Annotated in this window: 31 protein-coding genes; 19 read left to right on the forward strand and 12 right to left on the reverse strand. The window is 66.0% G+C overall.

Going from position 1 to position 22,920, the window contains the following annotated elements; all coding sequences use genetic code 11:
* Window positions 1–33: 33 nt before the first annotated feature.
* Window positions 34–810 carry an NAD(P)/FAD-dependent oxidoreductase gene (locus ACLJOO_RS35445; protein ID WP_410792046.1) on the reverse strand — a complete coding sequence of 259 codons (777 nt, stop codon included), beginning with the start codon at window positions 808–810 and terminating at the stop codon, window positions 34–36.
* Window positions 807–953 (reverse strand): hypothetical protein, encoded by a 147-nt coding sequence (locus ACLJOO_RS35450; RefSeq protein WP_410792047.1) that lies wholly within the window; start codon window positions 951–953, stop codon window positions 807–809. The genes ACLJOO_RS35445 and ACLJOO_RS35450 overlap by 4 nt, the downstream gene beginning before the upstream one ends.
* Before the next feature lie 71 nt (window positions 954–1,024).
* Between ACLJOO_RS35450 and ACLJOO_RS35455 the strand changes: the two genes are divergently transcribed.
* The gene (locus ACLJOO_RS35455) at window positions 1,025–2,014 is read left to right on the forward strand and encodes a GlxA family transcriptional regulator (RefSeq protein WP_410792048.1); all 990 of its coding nucleotides are present in this window, start codon (window positions 1,025–1,027) and stop codon (window positions 2,012–2,014) included.
* Between the two features lie 62 nt (window positions 2,015–2,076).
* Here ACLJOO_RS35455 and ACLJOO_RS35460 read toward each other — a convergent pair whose 3' ends face one another.
* Window positions 2,077–2,394: a hypothetical protein gene (locus ACLJOO_RS35460; RefSeq protein WP_410792049.1), complete on the reverse strand. Its 318-nt coding sequence runs from the start codon at window positions 2,392–2,394 to the stop codon at window positions 2,077–2,079.
* A 126-nt stretch (window positions 2,395–2,520) separates the two neighbouring features.
* On the opposite strand from ACLJOO_RS35460, the gene ACLJOO_RS35465 reads away from it, so the two are divergent.
* Window positions 2,521–2,817, forward strand: a complete 297-nt coding sequence (locus ACLJOO_RS35465) for a helix-turn-helix transcriptional regulator (RefSeq protein ID WP_410792050.1) — start codon at window positions 2,521–2,523, stop codon at window positions 2,815–2,817.
* A 30-nt stretch (window positions 2,818–2,847) separates the two neighbouring features.
* On the opposite strand, the gene ACLJOO_RS35470 is transcribed toward ACLJOO_RS35465, so the two are convergent.
* Window positions 2,848–3,753, reverse strand: a complete 906-nt coding sequence (locus ACLJOO_RS35470; protein WP_410792051.1) for a LysR family transcriptional regulator — start codon at window positions 3,751–3,753, stop codon at window positions 2,848–2,850.
* A gap of 150 nt (window positions 3,754–3,903) precedes the next feature.
* Between ACLJOO_RS35470 and ACLJOO_RS35475 the strand changes: the two genes are divergently transcribed.
* From ACLJOO_RS35475 to ACLJOO_RS35490, 4 genes are read left to right on the forward strand one after another with little or no spacing between them, the layout of a single operon-like run.
* Complete coding sequence (locus tag ACLJOO_RS35475) at window positions 3,904–4,692, forward strand: hypothetical protein (protein WP_410792474.1); 789 nt, start codon at window positions 3,904–3,906, stop codon at window positions 4,690–4,692.
* Window positions 4,601–5,152: a dihydrofolate reductase family protein gene (locus tag ACLJOO_RS35480; RefSeq protein ID WP_410792052.1), complete on the forward strand. Its 552-nt coding sequence runs from the start codon at window positions 4,601–4,603 to the stop codon at window positions 5,150–5,152. Before ACLJOO_RS35475 ends, ACLJOO_RS35480 begins: the two co-directional genes overlap by 92 nt.
* 39 nt (window positions 5,153–5,191) lie before the next feature.
* The gene (locus ACLJOO_RS35485) at window positions 5,192–5,890 is read left to right on the forward strand and encodes a class I SAM-dependent methyltransferase (RefSeq protein WP_410792053.1); all 699 of its coding nucleotides are present in this window, start codon (window positions 5,192–5,194) and stop codon (window positions 5,888–5,890) included.
* 41 nt (window positions 5,891–5,931) lie between these two features.
* Window positions 5,932–6,519, forward strand: coding sequence for a hypothetical protein (locus ACLJOO_RS35490; protein ID WP_410792054.1), 588 nt, complete (start codon window positions 5,932–5,934; stop codon window positions 6,517–6,519).
* A gap of 3 nt (window positions 6,520–6,522) precedes the next feature.
* Here ACLJOO_RS35490 and ACLJOO_RS35495 read toward each other — a convergent pair whose 3' ends face one another.
* A complete protein-coding gene (locus ACLJOO_RS35495) occupies window positions 6,523–6,930 on the reverse strand; it encodes an NUDIX domain-containing protein (protein ID WP_410792055.1) in 408 nt (135 codons plus the stop codon).
* Window positions 6,931–7,145: 215 nt separating this feature from the next.
* On the opposite strand from ACLJOO_RS35495, the gene ACLJOO_RS35500 reads away from it, so the two are divergent.
* Window positions 7,146–8,072, forward strand: coding sequence for an aminoglycoside phosphotransferase family protein (locus ACLJOO_RS35500; RefSeq protein ID WP_410792056.1), 927 nt, complete (start codon window positions 7,146–7,148; stop codon window positions 8,070–8,072).
* Window positions 8,073–8,076: 4 nt separating this feature from the next.
* Here the strand turns inward: ACLJOO_RS35500 and ACLJOO_RS35505 are convergent, their stop codons facing one another.
* A complete protein-coding gene (locus tag ACLJOO_RS35505; protein ID WP_410792057.1) occupies window positions 8,077–8,676 on the reverse strand; it encodes an acyltransferase in 600 nt (199 codons plus the stop codon).
* 306 nt (window positions 8,677–8,982) lie between these two features.
* On the opposite strand from ACLJOO_RS35505, the gene ACLJOO_RS35510 reads away from it, so the two are divergent.
* From ACLJOO_RS35510 to ACLJOO_RS35520, 3 genes are all read left to right on the forward strand, one after another.
* Window positions 8,983–9,591 (forward strand): hypothetical protein, encoded by a 609-nt coding sequence (locus tag ACLJOO_RS35510; protein ID WP_410792058.1) that lies wholly within the window; start codon window positions 8,983–8,985, stop codon window positions 9,589–9,591.
* Window positions 9,592–9,817: 226 nt separating this feature from the next.
* A complete protein-coding gene (locus ACLJOO_RS35515; protein WP_410792059.1) occupies window positions 9,818–10,411 on the forward strand; it encodes a nucleotidyltransferase domain-containing protein in 594 nt (197 codons plus the stop codon).
* Window positions 10,412–10,485: 74 nt separating this feature from the next.
* Window positions 10,486–11,430, forward strand: a complete 945-nt coding sequence (locus ACLJOO_RS35520) for an LD-carboxypeptidase (RefSeq protein WP_410792060.1) — start codon at window positions 10,486–10,488, stop codon at window positions 11,428–11,430.
* A gap of 35 nt (window positions 11,431–11,465) precedes the next feature.
* On the opposite strand, the gene ACLJOO_RS35525 is transcribed toward ACLJOO_RS35520, so the two are convergent.
* Window positions 11,466–11,678: a hypothetical protein gene (locus ACLJOO_RS35525; RefSeq protein WP_410792061.1), complete on the reverse strand. Its 213-nt coding sequence runs from the start codon at window positions 11,676–11,678 to the stop codon at window positions 11,466–11,468.
* 82 nt (window positions 11,679–11,760) lie between these two features.
* Here ACLJOO_RS35525 and ACLJOO_RS35530 point away from each other — a divergent pair, with 82 nt between their 5' ends.
* From ACLJOO_RS35530 to ACLJOO_RS35555, 6 genes are all read left to right on the forward strand, one after another.
* Entirely contained in the window at window positions 11,761–12,045 is a 285-nt protein-coding gene (locus ACLJOO_RS35530) for a hypothetical protein (RefSeq protein ID WP_410792062.1), read from the forward strand.
* Between the two features lie 315 nt (window positions 12,046–12,360).
* On the forward strand, window positions 12,361–13,089 hold the full coding sequence (locus ACLJOO_RS35535; protein ID WP_410792063.1) for a hypothetical protein: 729 nt from the start codon (window positions 12,361–12,363) through the stop codon (window positions 13,087–13,089).
* Window positions 13,020–13,457 carry a tyrosine-type recombinase/integrase gene (locus ACLJOO_RS35540; RefSeq protein WP_410792064.1) on the forward strand — a complete coding sequence of 146 codons (438 nt, stop codon included), beginning with the start codon at window positions 13,020–13,022 and terminating at the stop codon, window positions 13,455–13,457. The genes ACLJOO_RS35535 and ACLJOO_RS35540 overlap by 70 nt, the downstream gene beginning before the upstream one ends.
* Complete coding sequence (locus ACLJOO_RS35545; RefSeq protein ID WP_410792065.1) at window positions 13,454–13,786, forward strand: helix-turn-helix domain-containing protein; 333 nt, start codon at window positions 13,454–13,456, stop codon at window positions 13,784–13,786. The genes ACLJOO_RS35540 and ACLJOO_RS35545 overlap by 4 nt, the downstream gene beginning before the upstream one ends.
* Before the next feature lie 18 nt (window positions 13,787–13,804).
* Window positions 13,805–14,314: a hypothetical protein gene (locus tag ACLJOO_RS35550; RefSeq protein ID WP_410792066.1), complete on the forward strand. Its 510-nt coding sequence runs from the start codon at window positions 13,805–13,807 to the stop codon at window positions 14,312–14,314.
* Window positions 14,315–14,459: 145 nt separating this feature from the next.
* Entirely contained in the window at window positions 14,460–15,104 is a 645-nt protein-coding gene (locus ACLJOO_RS35555) for a hypothetical protein (protein ID WP_410792067.1), read from the forward strand.
* A gap of 91 nt (window positions 15,105–15,195) precedes the next feature.
* Here the strand turns inward: ACLJOO_RS35555 and ACLJOO_RS35560 are convergent, their stop codons facing one another.
* The 3 genes from ACLJOO_RS35560 to ACLJOO_RS35570 form a co-directional block, all read right to left on the reverse strand.
* A complete protein-coding gene (locus ACLJOO_RS35560; RefSeq protein ID WP_410792068.1) occupies window positions 15,196–15,930 on the reverse strand; it encodes a class I SAM-dependent methyltransferase in 735 nt (244 codons plus the stop codon).
* Between the two features lie 192 nt (window positions 15,931–16,122).
* Window positions 16,123–16,896 carry a class I SAM-dependent methyltransferase gene (locus ACLJOO_RS35565; protein WP_410792069.1) on the reverse strand — a complete coding sequence of 258 codons (774 nt, stop codon included), beginning with the start codon at window positions 16,894–16,896 and terminating at the stop codon, window positions 16,123–16,125.
* 225 nt (window positions 16,897–17,121) lie between these two features.
* Complete coding sequence (locus ACLJOO_RS35570) at window positions 17,122–18,072, reverse strand: phosphotransferase family protein (RefSeq protein WP_410792070.1); 951 nt, start codon at window positions 18,070–18,072, stop codon at window positions 17,122–17,124.
* A gap of 194 nt (window positions 18,073–18,266) precedes the next feature.
* On the opposite strand from ACLJOO_RS35570, the gene ACLJOO_RS35575 reads away from it, so the two are divergent.
* The gene (locus ACLJOO_RS35575; RefSeq protein WP_410792071.1) at window positions 18,267–19,073 is read left to right on the forward strand and encodes an aminoglycoside phosphotransferase family protein; all 807 of its coding nucleotides are present in this window, start codon (window positions 18,267–18,269) and stop codon (window positions 19,071–19,073) included.
* 162 nt (window positions 19,074–19,235) lie between these two features.
* On the opposite strand, the gene ACLJOO_RS35580 is transcribed toward ACLJOO_RS35575, so the two are convergent.
* Window positions 19,236–20,012, reverse strand: coding sequence for a phosphotransferase family protein (locus tag ACLJOO_RS35580; protein ID WP_410792072.1), 777 nt, complete (start codon window positions 20,010–20,012; stop codon window positions 19,236–19,238).
* Between the two features lie 194 nt (window positions 20,013–20,206).
* On the opposite strand from ACLJOO_RS35580, the gene ACLJOO_RS35585 reads away from it, so the two are divergent.
* Both ACLJOO_RS35585 and ACLJOO_RS35590 read left to right on the forward strand, forming a co-directional pair.
* The gene (locus ACLJOO_RS35585) at window positions 20,207–21,133 is read left to right on the forward strand and encodes a phosphotransferase (RefSeq protein ID WP_410792073.1); all 927 of its coding nucleotides are present in this window, start codon (window positions 20,207–20,209) and stop codon (window positions 21,131–21,133) included.
* A gap of 10 nt (window positions 21,134–21,143) precedes the next feature.
* Window positions 21,144–22,055 carry a phosphotransferase family protein gene (locus tag ACLJOO_RS35590; RefSeq protein WP_410792074.1) on the forward strand — a complete coding sequence of 304 codons (912 nt, stop codon included), beginning with the start codon at window positions 21,144–21,146 and terminating at the stop codon, window positions 22,053–22,055.
* Window positions 22,056–22,207: 152 nt separating this feature from the next.
* On the opposite strand, the gene ACLJOO_RS35595 is transcribed toward ACLJOO_RS35590, so the two are convergent.
* On the reverse strand, window positions 22,208–22,870 hold the full coding sequence (locus ACLJOO_RS35595; RefSeq protein ID WP_410792075.1) for a GNAT family N-acetyltransferase: 663 nt from the start codon (window positions 22,868–22,870) through the stop codon (window positions 22,208–22,210).
* Window positions 22,871–22,920 lie beyond the last annotated feature (50 nt).

Below are 22,920 nucleotides of genomic sequence, written 5' to 3' on the forward strand. Positions count from 1 at the left end.
CACGCGAGACGGACGTCTGCGGTGGCGAGGCAGTCACCGGACGAACCGTTCCGGGCGGAAGTCTGCGAGCAGTTCGGCTCGCTTCCCGCTGACGATCTCCGATGCGAGCAGCCGGCCGATCACTGGCCCGAGTGTGATGCCGACGCCCGGTTCGCGGCGCATCGGCAAATGGCGTGAGACGAGCTCGGCGATGTCGGCAGCACCGGGGCCTGCCGCGTTCACGACGACGTCGACGTCGAGACGGGTCCCATCGGCCAGCGCAACGGTCCAGGTGCTCCCGTCGGCGTCGAGATCACGGACCGCGGTGCCGAACCGGTGCTCGGCGCCGGACGCAACGGCCTGACGGATCAGGCAGTCGACGAGCTGACGTCCGTGCACCCAGGCTTCGTCGGGGTAGAACGCGACTGGAACCTCGTCAGGTATCGCGACAGCAGGTTCGAGGTGGCGGCGTACCTCAGCTCCTGTGCGCACCTCAATCCGGTAGTCCCAGCGTGCCAGCAGCTCTGCTGCTTTCAGGAGCTGTTCCGGATCGTCTGCCCAGCGCAGATGGCCGCTGGGATGCCACCACGAGCCCAGCCCGATGACCCCGGCGAGTTCACGATGCGCTGCCAGGCCCGCCACGTTCAGGTCGAAGTAGGACTTGCGCGCGGTCTTGTTGCTGGCGTTGACCCACGAGAACGACCAGTTCGTGACGCCTTCGCCCGGGCGGCCCGCGTCGATGAAGATCACCTTGGCGCCGAGCCGGGACAAGTTCCAGCCCACGCAGGCTCCGAGGATGCCGACCCCGATGACAGCAACGTGCTCCGTCATGGCCGACGGTCCTCTCCGTCCAGATTGTTGACAAGGGTTTTTGCCCAGTGATCGGCCTGCTTGCCGAGGAGGTTGTCGGTGAGCCGGCCCATCGCAACGAGCAGACCGATGGATCCGGCTGTGATGAGTACAGCGAGCAACATGTCCTTCATCGTCGAAGAGATCGACGTACTGAGACAGTGGCAAGAATGCCGATCTCCGATAGATTCTAGCCATGCATCGAGTGGCAGTTCTCGCGGTCGACGGGATCCACAGCTTCGACCTGGCGATGCCGTTGCAGGTGTTCAGTACGGCGCATTCGCTGCAGAAGGCGCCGGGGGAGTTCTTCGGTCCGCGGCTGTACGACGTACGGGTCTGCGGTGATGGTCGTGACCTGGTTGTCGCCGGCGTCGGGGGAGTAGAGATGTACCGGCTCACGCCGCCGTACCCCTTGGCTGCCGCGCTCGACGCGGACACGATCGTGGTCATCGGCGTACCTGCAGGCCGCGAGCCGCTGACCGAAGCGCTCGATCTGCTGCGAGAGGCGCACCGGCATGGCATCAGGATCGCCTCGATCAGTGCCGGCGGCGCCGGGGTGATGGCGGCGTCCGGATTGCTGGACGGTCGAAGGTTGGCGACGCACTGGTCCCGCGCGCACGTGCTGGCCGAGCGATACCCGCAGGTGATGGTCGACACCGACGTGCTCTACATCGACCACGGCGACGTACTCACGTCAGCCGGCGCGGCCAGCGGCATCGACATGTGCCTGCACATGATCCGTCAGGACTTCGGATCCGCTGTCGCCGCCGATGTCGCTCGGCACATGGTCGTGCCACCACAACGCGACGGCGGCCAGGCGCCGTACATCGCACATCCGGACCCCGGCGACGATCATGGATCGCTCGAGCCGACCATGCGCTGGCTGCGAGAACGCCTGGGGGAGCCGGTGACCTTGGCGGACATCGCGTCGTACGCCGGATTGAGCCCGCGCACGCTGAACCGGAGATTCCGCGAACAGACCGGTACGACGCCACTGCAATGGTTGCTGCGGCAACGAGTGCATCATGCGCAGGAACTGCTGGAAACCACCGACCTGTCCGTCGAGGAGATCTCCAGACACTGCGGTTTCGGTACGTCGATCGCGATGCGCCAGCACTTCGCCAAACACATCAGAACCTCACCGATGACGTACCGCCGGACGTTCCGCGCCCGCGCCGATCCTTGAGAGTCACTGCTGATGACGGAGCCCCGCCGCGACGTGCGGCGGGGCTCCGTACCTGGGACGACCTAGCGAGCGGTCGGCACCGGCTCACGATGGCCGGTGTCGATGGCGAGGTCACCGACGTAGTTGGAGCGCAGGGTGAAATGGTCCCGGCTGTTCGCCTTGACCCACTCCGCGGCCTTTGCGCCGGCTGTTTCAGCCTGCGCCCGGGTCTCCCAGGTGCTGATCGAGACGAAGGCGTTCTTCTCGACCTGGGCAACACCGTAGGACACGAAACCCTGGCTCTCCTTGAACAAGGGAACCATCCCGGACTTCGCCTGGCCGACGACCTCGTCGAAGGTGCCGGTCTTGATGTCGTACAGAGCGACGCGCGTACAGCGCATGGTGTGCCTTCCTGTGGTGGAGCGGCTCGGGTAATCCCGCGAACCAGTTCCACTACTGAACCTACGCTAGTAATCCAATACTGGCAATCTATTTCCTAGATCTGTCCATCTAGTATGCTCTGCGTCATGGCCTGGGGCTTCCTGACGAACCACGCGCAAGCACTGCTGTGCATCGCGCACGATCCGGGCGTGCGGTTGCGGGAGATCGCGATCGCGCTCGGCATCACGGAGCGTGCCGCCTTCGGCATCGTGACCGATCTGGTGGACGCCGGATACGTCATCAAAGACAAGAACGGCCGCCGCAACCGCTACGCAGTCCAGGTCGACAAGCCACTGCCGGAGGCTCTGCTCAACCAGCGAACGGTCGGCCAACTCGTAGACCTCCTCGCGCACACCGAACTGGAGACACACGACGACACCTGACGGAACCCCAGAGCAACGTCGACCGGTTGGTCAGGTTGTCTTGAGGACGTCTTCGACGATCCTGTTGAACGCGTCGCGGGCTGGGGCTTCGTCGTCCCTCAGCGTTGCCAACGCACAGGAGGAAGGCGGCAGGTCACGGAGCGGAACGGCGACCACGTCGGGGTGCTGGAAGTGCTGCGCGAACGGTACGACGGTGGGATGGACGAGTTGACCACGCGCCAGCAGGTAGAGGAGCTCGGCGTTGTCGTCGACGGGTGCGTCGACGAACCGGATGAGCCGGCCCGATGGCGTCCTTGCTGGACAAGTCGCCTCGGCCAGCTCGGCGGGGACGCCGTGGGGTCGCCGGACGTCGTGACCTACGAGGTCCTCCGTGGTGAGGTCGGTGCGGCCGGCGAGCGGGTGGGTTCTGCCGACCATGACAACGCGCTCGTCGGTACTCAAGACCGGACCGACTGCGATGTCGGGTTGGTCGAGGGGCAGCCGCGTCATGACCAGGTCGATCTCGCGTCGGCGCAGAGGACCGAGCCGGTCATCGAACGGCGTCGTGGTCAGCTGCACCTTGGCGCCCGCGTAGACCGCCTCGTACCGTTCGATCGCTCGGCTCAAGACGTCCACCCCGGAAGCAAAGTTGAGCAGGCCCAGACGCACCACACCTGGTCCGCGGCCTCGAGCTCGGGCCCTCCGCAGTACCCGGTCCAGACCGGCGACCGCAGGACCCAGCTCGGCGTACAACTCGCGTCCAGCCTCGGTGAGACTGACGACGCGACTGGTGCGGCGGAAGAGCAAGTCACCGCCGAGCTTCCGCTCCAGGACCCGCAGCGTCTGGGAGACGCGCGAGGTCGTCAGACCGAGCCGTTCGGCGGTGCGGCCGAAGTGCAACTCCTCGGCGAGCACCAGAAACAGGCGCACTTCTCGCAGCTCGACCTCGGGAATCATGTACCGACGCTACACGCTGCGTGGAACAGATCGTCGTTGATGCTGTCAGCTCGCGCTGCCAGGCTCAGAGCCATGAAGCCCGGGAGCGTCATCACGGTAGGCGTGCTCACACCACACGCCGCTGAGGGGCAGCGCGCAGAGTGGCGGTGCATGGCTGCGACGCACGTTCGCGTCCACGTCTCGAGGACGCAGAACCCCGCATCCCCTGGAGCTGAACCGCCGAACTCTGTAGCCGACCTGCTCGCGCGGACCACGCCGGCCGCGCTCGATGAGGCGGTATCGACGTTGCCATGGGCCGCACTGGATGCACTGGTACTCGCATCGACGAGCTCGGGCTACGCCATGGGCCACCGCGACGAATCGGCACTGGTACAGCGGCTCTCTGAGCGGTGGTGCCTGCCCACGTCCGCCACCGCGATGTCGGCGGTGTCGGTATTGAGGGCGCACGACATCAAGCGGGTCAGTCTCATTCACCCTCCGTGGTTCGGGTCCTCGCTCAACGATCTCGGCGCCGAATACTTCCGCAGCCAGGACTTCGAGGTCGTCGAGGCCGTGATAGCGGAGCTTCCGAACGACCCGGACCGGATCGAGCCGGCCTCGGTCGTCGACCGGATCTGTGACCATCTCAGCCCGCGCGCCGAAGGTGTGGTCATCGGCGGGAACGGGTTCCGGGCGGCTCGAGCCGTCCACGCGTTGGAGAGCAGGATCGGACGTCTCGTCCTGGAGGCGAACCAGGTCCTGCTGAGATCCGTCCTCGACAGCGTCGGGGCAACGATCGCCATCAACGGGTTCGGAAGGCTGCTCAACGATCTCCCTGACCCAGCACCACGAGGAACGAGAGGTAATCATGCGAAACGTCATCCTGTACATGTCCATGTCGCTGGACGGGTTCGTGGCCAGCGACCGCGAGCATCCCGGCGTCGCGGTCGCCGACCCTGAGGTGAAGGAGTGGAAGCTCGAACGGATCAGGAAGGCCGGCGCCCACCTGATGGGTCGCGTCTCGTACCAAGAGATGTCGTCGTTCTGGCCGCAGTCCGACGACCCGTACGCCGCGCCGATGAACGACATCCCCAAGGTCGTGTTCTCCAAGACGCTCAGCGACGCCGAGGCCACGTGGCCGATCACCCGCGTCGCGCGTGGAGACCTTGCAACCGAGATCGCCGGCATCAAGGCCGAGCCGGGCTCTGATGTCATCGTCTGGGGCGGAGCCGGCTTGGCCGGGGCGCTGGCCGCAGCGGACTTGATCGACGAGTACCGTCTCCTGGTCCAGCCGATGGTCCTGGGGCAAGGGAAGGCCCTCTTCGGCCAACTGCCGGAGTCGCGACACCTGGACCTGGTCGAAGCCACGCCGTTCCCCAGCGGCATTGTCGTACACATCTACCGGCCGCAGGACACCTGAGCCGCATGGTGCGGGTCTGCCGACTAGAAGGAGCGTTTGGTGCCGAAGACCGATTACGACGAATTCGCTGAGGTGTACTCCGCGGACAACGAGGTCAATCTGCTCAACGGCTACTACGAACGACCGGCGATGGTGAGCCTCGCCGGCGACGTGGACGGCCGTCGCATCCTCGACGTCGGCTGCGGCTCCGGCCCGCTGTCGGCGGCGCTGCGCGACAAGGGTGCGATCGTGTCCGGCTTCGACCTGAGTGCGGCGATGATCGAACTGGCCCGTCGAAGGCTGGGGGAGGACGCCGACCTGACCGTCGCCGACCTGGCCAAGCCGCTCCCGTACGACGACGCCGCCTTCGATGACGTCGTGGCTTCTCTCGTCCTGCACTATCTGGAGGACTGGACCGAGCCGCTCGCGGAGTTTCGCCGGGTGCTGAAGCCGGGCGGACGCCTCATCCTGTCGCTGAACCACCCGATCGTCTACACGGCGTTGAACCCCGACGGCGAGTACTTCGACGTTGCCGAGTTCACCTTCGACGCCGAGCACGCCGGCCGTACGGTCGTCTACTCGATCTGGCACCGGCCGTTGCAGGCGATGTCCGACGCGTTCACGGCGGCGGGTTTCCGGATCTCGGTCATCAGCGAGCCGCCGATCTCCGCGGACACGCCGGCCGAACTGCGTCCGAAGGACGTCGAGCACCCGGCGAGGTTCATCAGCTTCATCTTCTTCGTGCTGGAGGCGTGCTGACGTTCACGATCGGAGCGCCACGGTGCCGTAGGGTTCTGGCCGTGTCTCAAACCGACGTACTCGTCCTGCGGCCGGCTGCGGGTCCGCGGCGCCAGGTCCTCACGATTGCCGCCGTGATCGCCGTGGTCCTGGTTGTCGCTGGCGTCCTGGCCGGTGGCCGGCCCGCGCTGATCACCTGCATCGGCCTCGTCCTGCTGCTGGCCGTCACCATCGCCGTCTATCTGTGGCGCTCCCGCATCGTCGTCACCCCGGCCGATATTTCGGCGCGCGGCCTGACCTTCCACCGCCGTCGCGACCGCGCGCTGGCCGCCTCGGTGCTTCGGGCAACGGTGGTCCAGCCCGGAGCTGTCTCCGAGACCATCGTCGTCCTCGACGTCGGCGGACACGCCCTGCTGACCATCAACGGCGCCCTCTACGCACCCGCCGATCTCGACCGGCTGGTCAACCACCTCGGACTGCCCACCGGCAGGCCGGACGGGCCAGTCACCATGGCGCAACTGGCCCGCGAAAGGCCCGGGGCCGTGAGCTGGATCGGGCGGAACCTGATCGCGTTCACACTGCTGTGCGCCCTCGGCTTCGCCGTCGCCGCGGTGCTTCTCGGAACCGTGGTCGCAGCCCTGACAGACTGACGGCTAGCCGGTTGCGACTCGAACGGCGCTCAGGATGCTCGACAGGCTCTCCGGGTGGGCCATCTTCAAGTCTGCGAGATCACTCGGCCGGAACCAGCGAAGATCGTCGTGCTCCTCCGGTGCGGCGTTGACAGGTTCCCCGTCCCAGCTCGTGACGAGGAAGCCGTGCACGTCGAGGGTGGGGTCATTGACCGTCAACGGGATGGCCACGGGGTCGCGGACGCGGACCCCGAGTTCTTCGAGGCATTCCCGGCTGACGGCCTGGTGAGGCAACTCACCGGGCTCGACATGTCCGCCGGCGGAGAAGCTCCAGCTGTCGGGATACCACCGACGCGACGGGTGGCGATGCACCATGAGCACGAGACCGTCGCGCACCAGCACAGCAACTGAGATCGGAATCCGGGCGACCATGGCGGCACACTAGACGACGCCTCCGACAACCCTCGCTACGAGCGAACCGCCTAGAGCCAGGGCGGGTCGTATCGGCCCACATAGGCGCGTCCGCGTTCTGTCGGATCTGCCCAGGACTGCTGCGATTGCCGATGCACATGCACTTCAGACGCTGTCGGTGCCATCGGTAGGTCCTAGCCAAGCGGTCCGGACGACTCGCGCGTAACCTGCTGCGGGTGATCGACGTACCGGAGGTCTTCGCCCGATCCACGGTGGAGCGCGAAGGCGACGCCGGTACTGCGTGGCTCGCCGGGTTGCCCGCCTTGGTGGCTCAGCTGCTGGCTCGATGGGAGTGTGAGCCGGAAGGCGGGCTGCTGTACGGCGGGGTTGGGGTGATCGTCCCTGCGCGGCGGGGAGACGGGGGAGACGTCGTACTGAAGGTGTCGTTTCCTCATCCAGGCAACGAGTTCGAGCCCGACGCGTTCGTGGCGTGGGGCGGTCGTGGGGCCGTCGTACTGCACGAACGGGATGACGAGCATTTCGCGATGCTGCTCGAACGGGCTCAGCTGGCGACTCTCGCGATGGTCGACGACGAGGACGAGATCGCCGCTGTCGCCGGCCGGATCAGTCGTCGGCTCGCCGTCCCGGCGCCATCGCACCTACCTCGGCTGCAGGATCAGGCGGCTGCTTGGGCGGAGCAACTGGAACGAGACTCCAGCGAACTGACACATGGTTTGTCGCGCGGTGCAGTGGATGCCGCCCGGGCGACCGTTCGCGACCTGGCGCAGGCGCAGCCGGACGTGCTCATCCACGGTGATCTCAACGCGAGGAACGTCCTGCGAGCCGACCGCGAACCGTGGCTGGCCGTCGACCCCAAGGGCTACGCGGGCGACCCGGCGTACGACGCGGGCGTCTTGCTGAAGACCCGCGCGCTGACCATCCTCACCACTGCAGACCCGGCCGCCGGGTTGCGGCGCAGTCTCGACATCTTCGCCGAATCCGCGGAGCTCGACCGTGAACGCGTCGCACGCTGGGCTCAACTACACGCCGTACAGTCCGCCTTCTGGGGCCGGCGTCATGGCTTCCGCAGAGGCCGCATCGGCGCCGAGCAAGACCGGCTGATCGCGTTGGTCGACGGTCTGGTGGAGCTGCTGACGGCGTGAGTGGTCAGGTTTGGGCGTTCGGGTAGGTGACGGCTCGCAGGACCTTCGCCGGTGCGCCCGCCGCAACGGAGTACGGCGGAATGTCTTGCGTGACAACGCTGTTGGCGCCGATCACGCACCTCTCGCCGATCGTTACTCCGCTGGTGACGACCACGTTCGCTCCCAGCCAGACGTTGTCGCCGATCCGCGTCGGCCCCTTGGAATCGAACCCCTGCCACGGCACCGGCCGATCCGGATCGTCGAACCGATGATTGGCATCCGTCACGAAGCACCCGTTCGCCAGCATGCAGTGCGACCCGATCTCCACCAGGTCGAGAGCCGCGACCATCACCGCGATGTTCAGGAACGTTCCCTCACCGATCCGCACTCGCGCCTCGTCGCCCATGGTGATCCACACGTTGGGCTCGAACATCGTGTTGGCTCCGACCTCGAGCCGCCCGTCCTGCAAAGCTTCCAGCACGTTCCCGTGCAACGGCCACCGCGCGAACGCCCCGCGCCGCATCAGCTCCCAGTGGATCCGCCCCCGGTTCCACGGCAACGAACTCCGCTGATACCAACGCCACTTCTGCACCCAGACCGTCAGCTGCCCACGAAGCTCCTCCACAGTCGCCCAGGCTACGCGGCAAGGTCTGCTCTCAGTTGGAGTCGAAGGTCAGGCGCATGACGCTTCTGGCGCCGGCGGCGCGGATCGTGACGAACCCCCGCGCCTCGTATGAGGCGAGGCGTCCCATCCAACTGTCGTTCTCCTCAGCCCTGCGACTGGCCAGCGCGTGCGGCGCCAGACTGGTCTTCGGGAACGCATCAAGAGCCGTGGCGCCCGACTCCCGCGCATGCTCTCCATGGGCGGCCTACACCGGCAGCTTCCTGCCAGATCGGCCGCTAGGTAGGCCGACCTGGCAACGATGGCCCCGTGAGGTCATCGTTGCGGCTCGCGAACCCGGCCGGATTCCTGTGTGTACTCGCCCTGTTTCTCTTCCTCCCGTTGGTCGCCGTCTCGTGCGACACAGCGGATCAGACAGGCAACAAGCACCACGGGACGATCGAAGCGACGTACACCGGCACCGCGCTGCTCCGGAACGAGACAACCGTCAAGCCGACGGGGGAGTTCTCCGGCGAACCGGATCAGAACACCAGAATTTACAGACCCATCAGCAAGATCGGTACGCCGACCAGGTGCCTCGCCGTCGCGACGACAGTACTCCTGCTCGCCGGAGCCGCCACGACACTGATCCGCGCTCCCCGGGCGCGAACCCGGGCAGCACTGGCACTGGCAGCCACCGCCCTGGTGTGCGTGGTCCTCACTCAGATCGCGGCAACACATCACCTGAGAGCGGTCATCGAGCGGGACTTCACTCCATGGATGACGGAATTGGACGGCGTAGCACCGCTGCTCCGACGATCCGACGAGGTCGTACGGGTCAGGATGGGCTACCCGGCCACCGCGATCCCGCTGGCTGCCATCGTCGGTCTCAACACGTTCACCATGATCCGCCGCCGCAAAGCAACTACTCGGAGTTGAACCGCCGACCATGGACCCGTGAACAGCGTTTGCCGCAGCGGTTGCCACTCCAGGAGTTGTCGGGTACCGGCTTGTGTTCGACAGGTTCGAGATGGGGCCTGGCTCGGTGGAGGACAGACAGAAACTAGGTCGTGTCTCGGTCAGCACGCGGGATAGCCTCCGTCGCGTGACGCGGGACGAGGCACGGAGCTTGGTGGCGGCGCTGGCTAGCGGGCGGGCACGATGGTTGGCGGAGACCGTGCCGGCACTGCAGGCCGAGGGAGTATGGCTGGTTGGTTCACTCGGGTCCGGAAGGCACGATGAGTGGAGTGATGTGGACATCATCGTTGTCGGCAGGGAGCGTGTGCTCGACGAGACGCTGCTGACCCTCGAGATGCCGGGCAACGGGCCGGTCGGCGGTGGGTACGTCGGGGCGATGTACGACATTGGTTCGCTTCCACTGTGGGTCGACTGGTACTGGTGGCCGTCGGGTTCGCCGTTGCCTCGAGAATCTCGGCTGGTGGCCGGTGCGGGCACAGCTGGGAGACTCGATCTGTCGGAGACGCTCGAACTGGTGGGCCGAGGTCTGCCAGGGCCTGTACCGGACCCCGATGTGTTCGCCCTTGCCATGTTGCCTTTGGCGGCAAAGCACATCGCTCGTGGTGACTTGGAGAAGGCTGCGGCGATGGCGTCGATGCTCAACGCGCCCTCCGACGTCGGAGTCGGTGCCGGGCTGTCCGTCGTGCTCTCGCGGGTTGAAGGACACGAGACGGCTTCTGCTGCGGTTCGCCGCTATCTGGAGGTTGTGAAGGCCATCGCTGGCCCGGGTCCTTGGGAGTAGCTCGTCGAGCCGACGGTCGTGTGGCTGCGTAGGCGAGGAGAAGTTGTCGGAGGTTACTGCCAGACTTGCGAACCATGACTTCCACGGTCCTTGGCCCAGCACTGCTACCGTCTCACTTGAATCGCGGTGACCGCGTCCGTTTCGTCTCGCCAGCCAGCACACCCGACCGCGAACTGGTGGCGAACGGCGTGGACCTTGTCACGGGTTGGGGCCTCCAGGTCGAGCTCGGCGATCACGTCTTCGACAGCCTCGGTTACCTGGCCGGCGCCGACGAGGACCGGCTGGCCGACCTCAATGATGCCTTCCGTGATCCGGGAGTGCGTGCGGTCTTCGCGACCCGCGGCGGAAAAGGGGCCTACCGCATCGCCGACGGTCTCGACTTCGACGCCGTACGACGCGATCCGAAGCCGCTGATCGGCTTCAGCGACATCACCGTCTTGCACCTCGCGCTGTGGAAGCAGGTCGGCCTGGTCGGCATCCACGGGCCTTCCATGAGTTGGTACGAGCCGAACTGCGGTCCCGAGTGTGCCGAGGCCTTACGCCGCGCACTGATGACTACCGACGAGATCGTCGTCCGCCAGGATCCGAAGGAGCTGGGCGCCGGCCTGACCGTAGGCGAAGCTGCCACAGGGTTCCTCATGGGCGGCAACCTTGACACCGTTCGCTGTGCCATCGGCGCAGACCTGTGCAGCTTGGACGGCGGCATTCTGCTGATCGAGGTGAACCATGGCACAGGTCTTGGCATGGTCGACCGTCAACTGACCCAGCTGATGAGATCGGGCCTACTCAACGGCCTGCGCGGTGTCGCCGTAGGTCAGATCACCGGGTTCGAGGATGACCTGAGCAACGGATGGACCGTGCTTGACATCCTCCGCGATCGTCTGGCGAAGCTCGACGTTCCAATTCTCGCCGGCCTCCCCATCGGACACGGTCTCCAACCTGCCACCGTCCCACTCGGCACCCTGGCGACAATTGACCCGGCAGCAGGCACGCTGACCGTCGCGCCGGGCGTTCGCTGAGCGCCCGGCGAGTCCCTGCACCTGAAGCAACTCGCTCATCGGCGCGTGGCGACGTACTCAGCGTAGGTGGCAGCGGCGCCTCGGGCGTGGCGTTCGATGGTCTGGTTGGTGTAGCCGAGGGCTTCGGCGATGATCGCGATCGGGGCAAGCTTGGTGAGCTCGCGCAGTGTTCCCAGGCGGGCTGCTCGGGGGCTCAGGAACGGGAGTTCATGAGGCGGGAGTAGAGGGGAAGCGGACGCGCGGCTCATCCGGGCGGATTTGCTGACGGCTGCGACACCTATCCTCGACACTGAGCAGACGCGGGAATCGGCACAGATGAGGGGGACGGCTATGTACGCAGTAGTCGGTGTATGGGAGATGGACCCGGCCCGGGGTGAGGCGCAGCAGTCCGCGTTGGAGGGGATTGTTGCAGGCGTGAGCCAGCTGCCCGGCCTGGTGAAGGGCTATTGGAGCGACTGTGAGGACCCGGCACGTTCACACACGTTCATCGTCTTCTCCGACCGCGAGGCGGCCTTGGCCTTCGCGGACAGTGTTCGTGGCAACATCGCGAACCAGGCACGCTCCGGAGTTCGAAACATCAGCTTGGACATCGTGGCTGTCAAGGCCACGACCTGAACCTCCAGCGGTGCAATCCCGATCTTTGAGCGCCGATAATGGACATTATGTCAACTAGTAGTCTGCATATTGCATCAGATGAATCAGGTACGTAGCCGCGGAACCACTACCCCGCACAACGGCACCGGCGGGGCTCTGACCTGCCCAAACGGCGCCGCTGCCTGGCTGCTGTGGTGCCGATCGCCGGCCCCGCGGGGCCGAAACGCTGCGCGCGACGGCCGGTCGCGACAAGTCGATGACCTGCAGAAACACCCGTAACGATTCATCTGATGAATCGTTGATTCAACGGATGTAACCGGATCTTCGGGGTGTTTGATGCAGCTTGACGGCTCTGGCCGGATCCACCTGGTGCAGTCATTGCCGGTGCTCCGGCCCGACGAGCAGGTGCTCCAGATGATGCTCGACGGCTGGCGCAACCAGCAACTGTCGCGCAACCTGCAGTTCGCCACGATCGAACAGCGGTTGCGCTGCGTACGGCGCTTCACCGGCCACGTCAACGAGGACCCGTGGAACTGGACGCCGTCGATGGTCGAGGAGTTCTCCGCCGACCTGCGCGCGGTCAAGCACGTTACCCACTCGACTCTGCGTGGCTACCACTCCGCGCTTCGGGCGTTCACCTGCTACATCAGCAACCCGGACTACGGCTGGGACCGCGTTTGCGAGCAGTACTTCGGCACCCACCCGGCACAAGTCTTCTTCGACTGGAACACCGCTCCCCACGTCCAGGCCTATGACGGGCGGCCGTCCAAACGGCCGTACACGCGAGAGGAGCTCGACGCGCTGTTCGAGCATGCCGACAAGGAGGTCGAGCGCATCGGCAGGTCCGGTCGGAAGGGCTGGCAGGCCGCCTACCGTGACGCGGTCATGATGAAAGTTGCCTACGGCTACGGGCTCCGGTTCAACGAGCTGCGTCACCTGCAGACCGTCGATTTCGCCCGCAACCCCCATGCCCGCGAGTTCGGCTCCTTCGGCGTGTGCAAGGTCCGCTACGGCAAGTCCAGACGTTCCTCGCCATACAAGGGCCGGAGCGTGCTCACAGCCTGACGCCGGGCATCCTCGAGGACTGGCTAGCCAACGGCCGCGGCGAGCCTGGCACCCTGGACCTCTTCACGAGCGAACGGGGCGGACTCGTCGTCGAGTCGACCCTCCTGCGCCGGCTTCGGCGTTACTGCTCCGAGCTCGGGATCCCGGAAGGTGTCGATATTCACTCCTTCCGCCGCTCCTACGCCACTCACCTCCTCGAAGCAGGCTGGGATCCTCGGTTCGTCCAGGACCAGATGGGGCACGAGTACGCCTCGACCACTGGGATCTACCAGTTCACCTCCGACGAGTTCCGTCGATCCAGGCTTCGAACGGCCTTGGACCGTACGGTTGGTGAAGCACTGCGACGCACTGGGGACGGAACATCATGAGGCGCAAAGTCCACTACACCTGGCGCCTGGCCGAGCTGATGGCCGCCCGGGGCCTGCACAACACCACCGACCTCATTCCCCTGCTGGCCGAGCGCGGCATCGCTCTGTCGCGCCCGCAGGTCTACCGGCTCGTCAACCAGCGACCCGAGCGTGTCTCTCTCCAGGTGATCGCCGCGATCTGCGACATCTTCGACTGCGGCCCCGGCGACCTCCTCACCCTGACCGCCGCGGACGTCCGCGCCCGCAAGACCGGCACCACTACCCCACCCAATGTCGTCGAACTCGACCGCACTGTCCGTCCGCGCCGGGCGAACATCCTCGACGAGTAAGCCAGCCTGGGGACCGCCATGGACACCAAGCCGGTCGGCCTGACGCCTCGCTCGACCAGCCGCGGCCGGCCGCGGCTGACGTCCGGCTCCTGCACCTGCGCACGCTGCGGCAGAGAGACGACACGGCTGCAGGCACGCTGGCCCGAGGGCCAGATCTGCTTCACCTGCCGGTTCGACGCGATCCACAACCGCGGCAACTGCCCAGGTTGCGGCCAGGAACGTCTACTCCCGGGACCATCCGACGCATCCGGCACCCCCGTCTGCGGACCCTGTGCACGGATCCCCTACGACTTCCACTGCTCGCGCTGCGGCCATGAAGCCGGCCACCACCGCGCCAAACTCTGCGCCCGCTGCGCGCTCCACGACGACCTGACCGACATTGTCGGCGGCGCTCCGAGCGATCCCGCACTCGTCGCTCTGATCGACGCACTCTGCGCCTCAGCCCGCCCGGAGTCGATCATCGTCTGGAAACGCTCGCCGAAGTTCAAGCCCTGCTGCGTGGCCTCGGCGACGGAACCATCCCGCTGACACACGCGGGCCTCGACGGCGCGGCAACGCACGGGCCGGTGCACTCGGCCAAGCAGGAGATCACCGAGACCATCAAGTTCCTCGTCTGGCTCCACGAGACCTATCAGCGGACCGCAGCCACCTGCACCCAGCCTGACATCGACGAGTGGCTCGCGACCGGACCGACCACGAGGACCGCGATCCGCACCTTCTTCGTCGTGCCAAGATGTCCCGGCTCAACACCAAGGTCGCCGTCCAATACCGAGCAGCCCGCACCAGCCCATCACTGACGCAGGATCAACGGCTGGCATGGATCCGCGAGCTACTCACCGGCAACAGCGAGTCCCTCCCCTGCCGGGTGGCCGGAATGCTGCTTCTGCTCTACGCCCAGCCACTCGTCAAGGTCGTCACCCTCGAGTTGCGCGTCGTCGACGACCAGCCAAATGGCATGAGCATCACGCTCGGCCAACGACCAACCGACGTGCCCGCGCCGTTCGCTCAACTCCTGCGCGACCACATCGCGCAACGCCCGAACCTGCGCACCGGCTCCGGGCCAGACAGTCCCTGGCTGTTCCCCAGCACCCTCGCCGGACGACACCTCCACCCCAACACCGTGATGGGCCGGCTCCGTGGCCTCGGCGTCAACCTGCTCGGGGCGCGCAACCGAGCGATCGGCGAACTCGTGCTCGAGGCTCCGCCGTCACTCGTTGCCGAAGCACTCGGCTACAGCGCCAAGGTCGCTTTCCTGCACGCTGACAAGGCCGCCGAGCCATGGGCCCGCTACGCCGGCCGGCAGATTGACGGGCCTTGATCGGAGCGTCGAGGCCACGGTCGATGAGCGTTGCTGGACGACCGGACTACTGCCCGGCGGCGGTCAGAAGGCGGGTGCCGGCGAATGGCGCTCAGCTGTCGCGTTCGGCGCTAACGATCAGGAAGTTCGGCAGTGCGACGTAGGACTCGATCGCCTCGATTCCGCTGTCTCGTGCGACCTGTGGATCAAGTCTCGGTTCGCACAGTTCAGTCACGCGACACCCGAGACCGATGACCTCGTTGAGGTAGGCAGACAGCGGGCGGTGGAAGTCGGGTGCGTGGCCCTCTGGCAGCTCGTACTCATCCAGGTAGCGATCAAGTTGGTAATGACCGTGATCCCGCCACGTTGGGTAGAGATTCTCGAACGCCGGATGGGTGATCGAGAACACGAACCGGCCGCCCGGCTTCAGTGCGCCGACGCACGCCGCCATCGCCGACTGCCAGGCGGGTATGGCGAGCAGCACCATGCTGCAGACCACCGCATCGAACGGCTGACCAACCTCCGGCAACGTCGAGAGATCAGCCTGCACGAACCTGATGCCCTGACGCCGCTCCTGCTCGATCTTCTGAGCGCGCGCCAGCAGCGCGGCAGCCGGCTCCACACCAACGACCTCAGCTCCGCGTTCGGCCAACAGCCGGCTCAAATAGCCTTCGCCACTGCCTGCATCGAGGACTTTCCGACCATCGACGGGCCCCAGCATCCGGAGCAGGTTCCCATTCATCAAGTGGCGCTTGGGAAAGTCGCCCTGATCGTCGTACGCCTCAATCGCGTCAGTCGGCATCGCCGCCCAGGCTGCGATCGCCTCTGAGTTACTGATCGTGGACATGTGGACACACCTCTCCGACGACAGATGGGCAGGGACAGCCATGTAACCTACCGCCCCGCCAGCCAGCTCTGCATGCGGTTTCACCACCGGGCTGACGACCACCGGACGCCGAATGCGCACGATATTGATACGCAGAGTGTCGGGTACTGGTCTGCAACCGCGCGGTCCGGCCAGGGGCTGAGAGCCCGGTGTCTATACCTTGCTCGCGACCACCATGTAGTTCTCGGCCTCAAGATCGAAGGTGCTCACTTCCGTCCGGAGTCCGACCCGGTCCAGCTCGACTTCGAGTTCCTCGTACCGGTAGGGCCAGCACGACAGCAGTTCCGAGCGGACAAGAACCAACCCAGTCGCATCAACTTGCGCGATCGCAATCTCGATGTGGTGCTCCTCCTCCCAATGCGGCGCAATCTCCCAGCGGTAGACCACGACGGCATCGCGACCGTTCCGGCGGACGAGTCGGTCACTGATGTCGAGCCGGGAACCTCTGGCCCTCACGAGTTCCCAGGTGCGGGATGTGAGAACCAAGCGCCCGCCAGGGCGCAGAAGCCGTGACATCGACTCCAGAGCAGCACCCCTGCCTGTCGCGCCCGCGGCATGGTGAAGCGAGTTGCCAACGCAGAACACCATGTCGAACGTGTCGTCCTCGAAATGGTCGGGCAACTCTTCCCAGTTCGCCCGCACGGCCCGGACGGATGCCCCGAACTCCTCAGACAACTCTGCAGTCCGGCGAACCATCGCTTCGCTGGCGTCAGTTGCGACAACCTGCATGCCACGACCGGCGAGGCCAACCGCCAACTGTCCGGTTCCGCACGAACAGTCGAGGACGTGAGCGTTCGACGGCAGGAGACCGAGGACGTCATCGAACGACGCAGCGAACTCGGCTGGAGGCAACTTTGCATCTGAGATGAGCCATTCGTACACCTCGGCAAGCACGTCATAATCCGTCACAACCACCACCTCCGTCACGCGGCCGACTCACGGTGGGACGTCAGTCCATCAGCGGAGCGAGCCGGGCACCAACGGTTTTCGCAAGGACAACCCGTCCGCGCATGCCCGCGGATAGCGCCAGCTGATCCGCTCCGACCGCTCCCCGACCTGCCTGGCAGGGATCCTTCACCGGGCATCGTCAATATTCCACGCGCTCAGATTCGGGCGCAGTTCACGAGGGTCCGTTGTAGGCGCGAGGACGACCTACCAGACGAGCTCGTCGAGATAGTTATGGCCGGACAGCAGGCGGACAATGCGGTCGTGGGCCGCTTCGCGGTCGTCAGCATATGGATGGTGCGCGTAGAGCGTGAGCTCTCCGTACATGTCGTAGAAGTTCAACCGCTCACGCAGATGCTCGCGCTCGAACAGCTCCGGATACGCGCCGCGCAGCAATCCGGGAATCTCGGTGAGGGTGGTCTCGTCGAGCCCTTGCTCATTGGGCGTGGGTGGGATGTCTCGCGCCTTCGCACACCAGCGCAGAATGATATCGAGCTCGACATCAGCCGGCTGAGCCAACGCTTCGGCGAAGTCGATCAAACCGGTGACACGTCCTTGATCGACCATGAGGTTGGCCCCATGCAAATCACCATGAACGAGGACAGGTGCGTCGGCGGCGAACAACGCCAGACGTTCCCGGACCCAATCGGCAACATCGGCGAGCAGGCGCGCGTCATGACCGGGTACCCGCCGGGCAGCCTCGACCTGCTGAAGCGCCGCACCCACTACGGGTGGGTGGAATGCAGCCCACGGCTTCGTCCCGTCGAGCGCGGCGGCCAGCCAGGGCGGCAGCAGATCGGCCGGGACAGGCACCCTGTGCAGGGCACGCAACGCAGAGCCGAGACTTTCGATCATTGCTTGGCGGGTTGCCGAGTCCGCCGTCGGCCATGCCTCGTGCAGGGTTCGGCCGGGCAAGCGTTCGGAGACGTACCACGGACCGTCCGGCCCGTCGCCGTGGGCGAGGTGTCGGGCGTGTGGGACCTCGCTACCGGCAAGCAGGTTGATAACTGTTGCCTCGTGGCGATAGGCGTCGCGGTGTCTTTGGTCGTTGATCAGCCGCACGACGTATTCGTCCCCCACCCACACACGGCTGACCCAGCCAGCCTTGGAAAGAAAGCGCCCGGTTGCTGGCAGACCGGCGGCCGTCAGCGTCCTCATCAGCACCGGATCGGTAGCCGGCCCGACGAGCGATGTTGATCGGGTGATCGCAGTGCCCCTTAGAACGACTGGCAGGAACATCAACGTACCGACGTGATCCGAACAGAACGATCGGTTTTGCCCAAGCAGACCTCGTGGTGTGGCGCGATCGGAAACCGGTTGACGGCGGATGTCCCGATCGTTCGAATAGGGCAGTGAGCCCGCGCGCTGACCAGGCCACCATCGACACCCCGCTCGTCCGAGAGCTGGTGGATTCTCAGTTCCCGCGGTGGGCCACATTGCCGCTGGAACCGGTCGACTCCAGTGGATTGGTGAACGCGATCTACCGCCTCGGTTCCGACCTGTCCGTACGGCTGCCGCTCCGGCCCTCGATCGCCGACATAGTGCAACGGGAGCAGGCGAAACTCGTGGCACTCGCGCCGTTCCTGCCTGTGGCCATCCCTTCTGTCGAGGCGATCGGCTCACCCACCGACGCGTTCCCGGGCGAGTGGTCCGTCCACCGCTGGCTCGCCGGTACGCACCCCTCCCCCTACGCGCTGGTTGATCCGCGTGGGCTGGCGACGGACCTCGCAGCCTTCGTCGACGCATTCCGGCGGATCGACCTGCCAGACCGGCCGCCGGCCTATCCGGGCGAGCGCCGGACGCGAGCTCCGATGGTCTCGATGGACTCCTCAACGCGAGACGCGATCGGCCAGCTGGACGGCCTGATCGACACTCGCGCAGCACTGGCGTCGTGGGAGGAGTCGCTCGCGGCGCCGTACGACGGGCGCGAGGTGTGGGTGCACTCGGACCTGACGCCGAGCAACTTGCTCCTGTCGGCGGAGGGCCGGCTGACCGCGGTACTCGACTTCGAGACGTGCGGTGTCGGCGATCCGGCGTGCGACTTGTTTCCCGTGTGGTACCTGCTGCCCGCGACCGTCCACGACGAGTTCCGCGCCAGGCTGGACGTGGACGACGCGACATGGCTCCGCGGACGCGGGCGCGTGCTGTCCAGGCCGTGATCGTGTTGCGGTACCACAAGGACACCAACCCGGCGCTCGCGAACTACGCGCTGCACGCCATCAGCAAGGTGCTCACAGCTCCTCGATGAGGTCTCCGAGCGTCGAACGGACCAAAACTGAACCCGTTGATCAAGTCAGGGATGATCGCGAAACCGCGTGGCACTACAGTGCCCGGCGTAGAGCGGGAGTGATCGAGTTGAGCAATCGCAGCTCGGCGGCGAGGAATTCCAGGGAGCCTGCGGCGCCTGCCGCGTCGATCGGCCAGTGCTGCACCTGCTCGACGACCTTCAGCTTCGCCTGCTGCAGTGCGGGGATGATCGTCGGCCGGTCGTTGAGTCCGTAGGCGTCGACAAACACCCGAAGCCGGTGAGGCAGGTCGGGCAGCGGATCGAAGCCGGTCTCGGCGAGCTGACGGTCCGACTCGAGCGGCAGGAACGCCCAGGCGGCGGATGCGAGATCGAGCAGCGGGTCGATCGGCCCGGCCGCATCCCAGTCGATGAAGGCGACCGGCACACCGCCTCGATAGACGGTGTTCCACGGGCCCAGGTCGCCGTGCGACACAATCTCGCCGGGATTGGGCGCGTGGGGATGGAAGCCGTAGCCGGTGTGCTCTGGTTGGAAACCGCGGGACGCCTCATGCAGGTCGCGCAGCAGTTGCGCTGCAGCGGCCAGTGCGTCGTCGCTCCGTGCGTACGCCGGGAGTGGGTTGCCACGCCCCGGCTCCCACTCCGGATCCGCGAGTACGTCGCCTTCGAGGAACGTCAGCACCTCTTGGGACCCTTCGATGCCCACGACCCGAGGTGCTCCGAGGAAGCCGACGGACTCGAGGTGCTTCAGATACTCGTGCACAGCCGGCGTCCACGAGCCGACCGGGCGGAGCAGCTCGGAGCCGCGGCGCTCGAGACCGCTCGTCGTCCGACCGCCCGCAAGCTCATCCAAGGCTCGCTGGACCCGGCTTGATGTGGGAGGCCGCGACCCGAGCGGCGAACCCACCGAGGTTCGGGATGTTGATCGAGAAGCGCATGGTCACGCGCCCAACCGTAGTACGACGACGAGCGGGGATCGCGTCACCCGAGCATGAATCTCCGGTAATTCCGGTGCGGTGATGCGCTGCGCGGCCTAGATTGCGGGGCGTGAACCTTTCGCAGCTTGGTGTACCAGTTGGGCCGATGGTCCGCGTTCACGGCGGCTTCGCCAACCGGATGTATCGGCTCGACACCGACCAGGGCTCGTTCGCGGTGAAAGAGCTGAATCACGTCGATCGGCGCTGGACCTATCACATCGACGACGTGTTCAGGTTCGAGCGGGCGGCCTTCGCCGCCGGGATCCCGATGCCGGAGCCGATCTCGGCGAGCGACAACACGATCGTCCACCGGTGGGTCGACGGAGAGAAGTTGCCCGAAGCACCGGTGTCGGAGGCGTACGCGTTCGAGATCGGCGAAATCCTCGCCCGCATCCACGGTCTCGACGTCGAGTGGCCCCACCCGTCGGTCGAGGAGCCGACGGCACGGGACTGGCCCGAGCTCGCCGAACGGGCTGCGGCGACCGGACAGCCGTGGGCCGACGAACTCGCTTCCCACGTGGAGACGTTCCTCGCGATTGCACAGTTCGTCGACACGTGCGAACGGCCAGGTCCCGTCGTCCTGACCCACAAGGACATCCAGCCGTGGAACCTGCTCGCTCGAGACGGTCGGCCGGTGGTGCTCGACTGGGAACTTTCGGGGATGCTCGACGTGTCCAGCGAGCTCGGCTCGACCGCGCTGAGCATCGCGAAGGGGCCTGGCTTCGACCACATCGAGCCCACTGTCTTCCGCGCGGTTCTTGACGGGTACGTCGCAGGAGGCCGAACGTTGCCGCCGCCTGGTCCAAGCTGGTTCGTGTTCATGATCGGCGGCTGGCTGGGGCACACGAGATGGAACATCCTGCGCTGTCTCGCCGGCACCGAGGCGAGCACCGGTCCTGACCTCGCGCTGTCGGAGGAGTCGGCGGGCGACGGCGTACGCGGCCTCCCCGACATGTTCGCCCGACTCCCGGAACTCGAGACGCTGCTTGTTGGGTGAGACTTGGGTGATGGTGACTACGCCGCGCTCGATCATCGACTCGGTGGTGCGGTCAGTTTGTGGTCGCGACGTCGAACGGCTTGTTCCTCTGGCCGGTGGCGGGATGAACGAGACGTACCGCGTTGAGCTTGCCGGTGATCACGCGGTGGTCGTGCGGATCGCGCGTCAGGATGTGCCGTGGTTCGTCGACGAGGCGGACCTCATGACGCAGGCACGTGCGGTGGGCGTTCCGACAGCCGAGGTGTTAGGTCTGGAGCACCTGGATCACGACGGCCAGCTCCTGTCCTTCTCAGTCCAGCAGTTCCTGCCGGGCCGTTCGCTCGACGAGCTCATCGGTGAACTGAGTCCCGCTGAGCTCGAGCGGTTGGTCCTGGACGCCGGTGAGATTTTGGCGCGCGTGCACAGCGTGGACCTGGAGGACCAGCGAGGCGTCCGGCACGTACTGCGGTTGCCCGAAGAGCATGAGATCATCCAGGTTGCAGGCATTGTCAGGGACGCGCTCAGCTCGGCGGAGGCCGCTGTCGTGGAGCGCGGTGCTGACTTCCTGCGCCAACAATTGACGACCCGTGGGGCTCCCCCGGTGTCGCTCGTTCATGGCGACTTCTGCCCGAAGAACCTCCTGATCCACGACGGAGCGGTCGCCGGCATCATCGACTGGGAGTTCGCGGGCCGTACGGCGCCGGCGTACGACTTCGCCCAATGGGAGGTGGATGCCGGCGACGTGTTGCAGGACCGATTGGATCTCGTACGTCGTGGGTACGCGCGGATCGCTGATCCCGAGTCGGCCGAAGCGGGTTGGACGCCGGCCTTCGCCGTCGATTGGGCGCTCGAAAAGCTCGGATGGAAGAACCCTGCCTCGCCGGCACAGTTCCGACGCTGCTTGGACGTGATCGCTCGCTACACCACAGCGGTCAGAAGGTAGGTGGCGGGGATGCTCATGGCCTGCTCCCCCAGACCTGGGTACATCTCCTGAACCCGCCGTTCAAGAAGAACTCGACCGGCTCACCGTGACGATGCGGCGCCAGCCGTTCCCAGTACTCGCGGTTCTGGCTGACGACCTCGGAAACTCGCAGCTCAGACACAGCGCTGACCGTCTGACAAAGGCAAGAATGTTCGGCAGGCCTCGACGTTGTGGAGTTGGATGTCGTTTCTGCGGTGCGGTTCCCAGTTTTCTCTGGTCAGGCGCCAGCGGTTGATGAGGGCTGGTTCGCCTTGCCTGGTGTCCCAGTCCGAGCCGTTGGGCTCGTAGCCGAGGGATCTCGAGATCGCGTTGGAGCTGTGGTTGTCCACGAAGGCGTCGCTGCCCGCTTCCTTCGCACCGAGTCCGTCGAATCCGAGGTGCAGGATCGCTGCCCGCATCTCGCGTCCGAGCCCGCGGCCGCGGTGATCGGCGGACAGCCAGGAGAACGTCGTGAAGGTCCCGAAGGTCGAAAACTTCACCCCGCACAGGTCCTGCATGCCGACGGGCCGGCCGTCGACCATGACCACGAAGTACAGCCGCCAGGCGTCATCGTCGACCCTCCCCCGGCCTCGCCAGATCGACTGTAGCCACTTGGCCACCCGGTGGTCGGGATCGGGCTCGTAGAGCGACATCGGGTCGTCGTACGGCAGCGGGTCGGCGTGGGTCTTGCCCGCGCGTACGTCGTCCGCGAGCTGGTCCAACAGCTCGTCCGTGGCGCCGCGCAGTTCGAGCGTCGGCGTGCTCACCCGTACGTCGAAGGGAGGGTAGGACTTCATGGCGCAATCACTCTGTTCATCGACACGATGCGATCCAAGCGCATCCCGGA

The organism is Kribbella sp. C-35 (assembly GCF_046549195.1).
Classification (GTDB): Bacteria; Actinomycetota; Actinomycetes; order Propionibacteriales; family Kribbellaceae; genus Kribbella.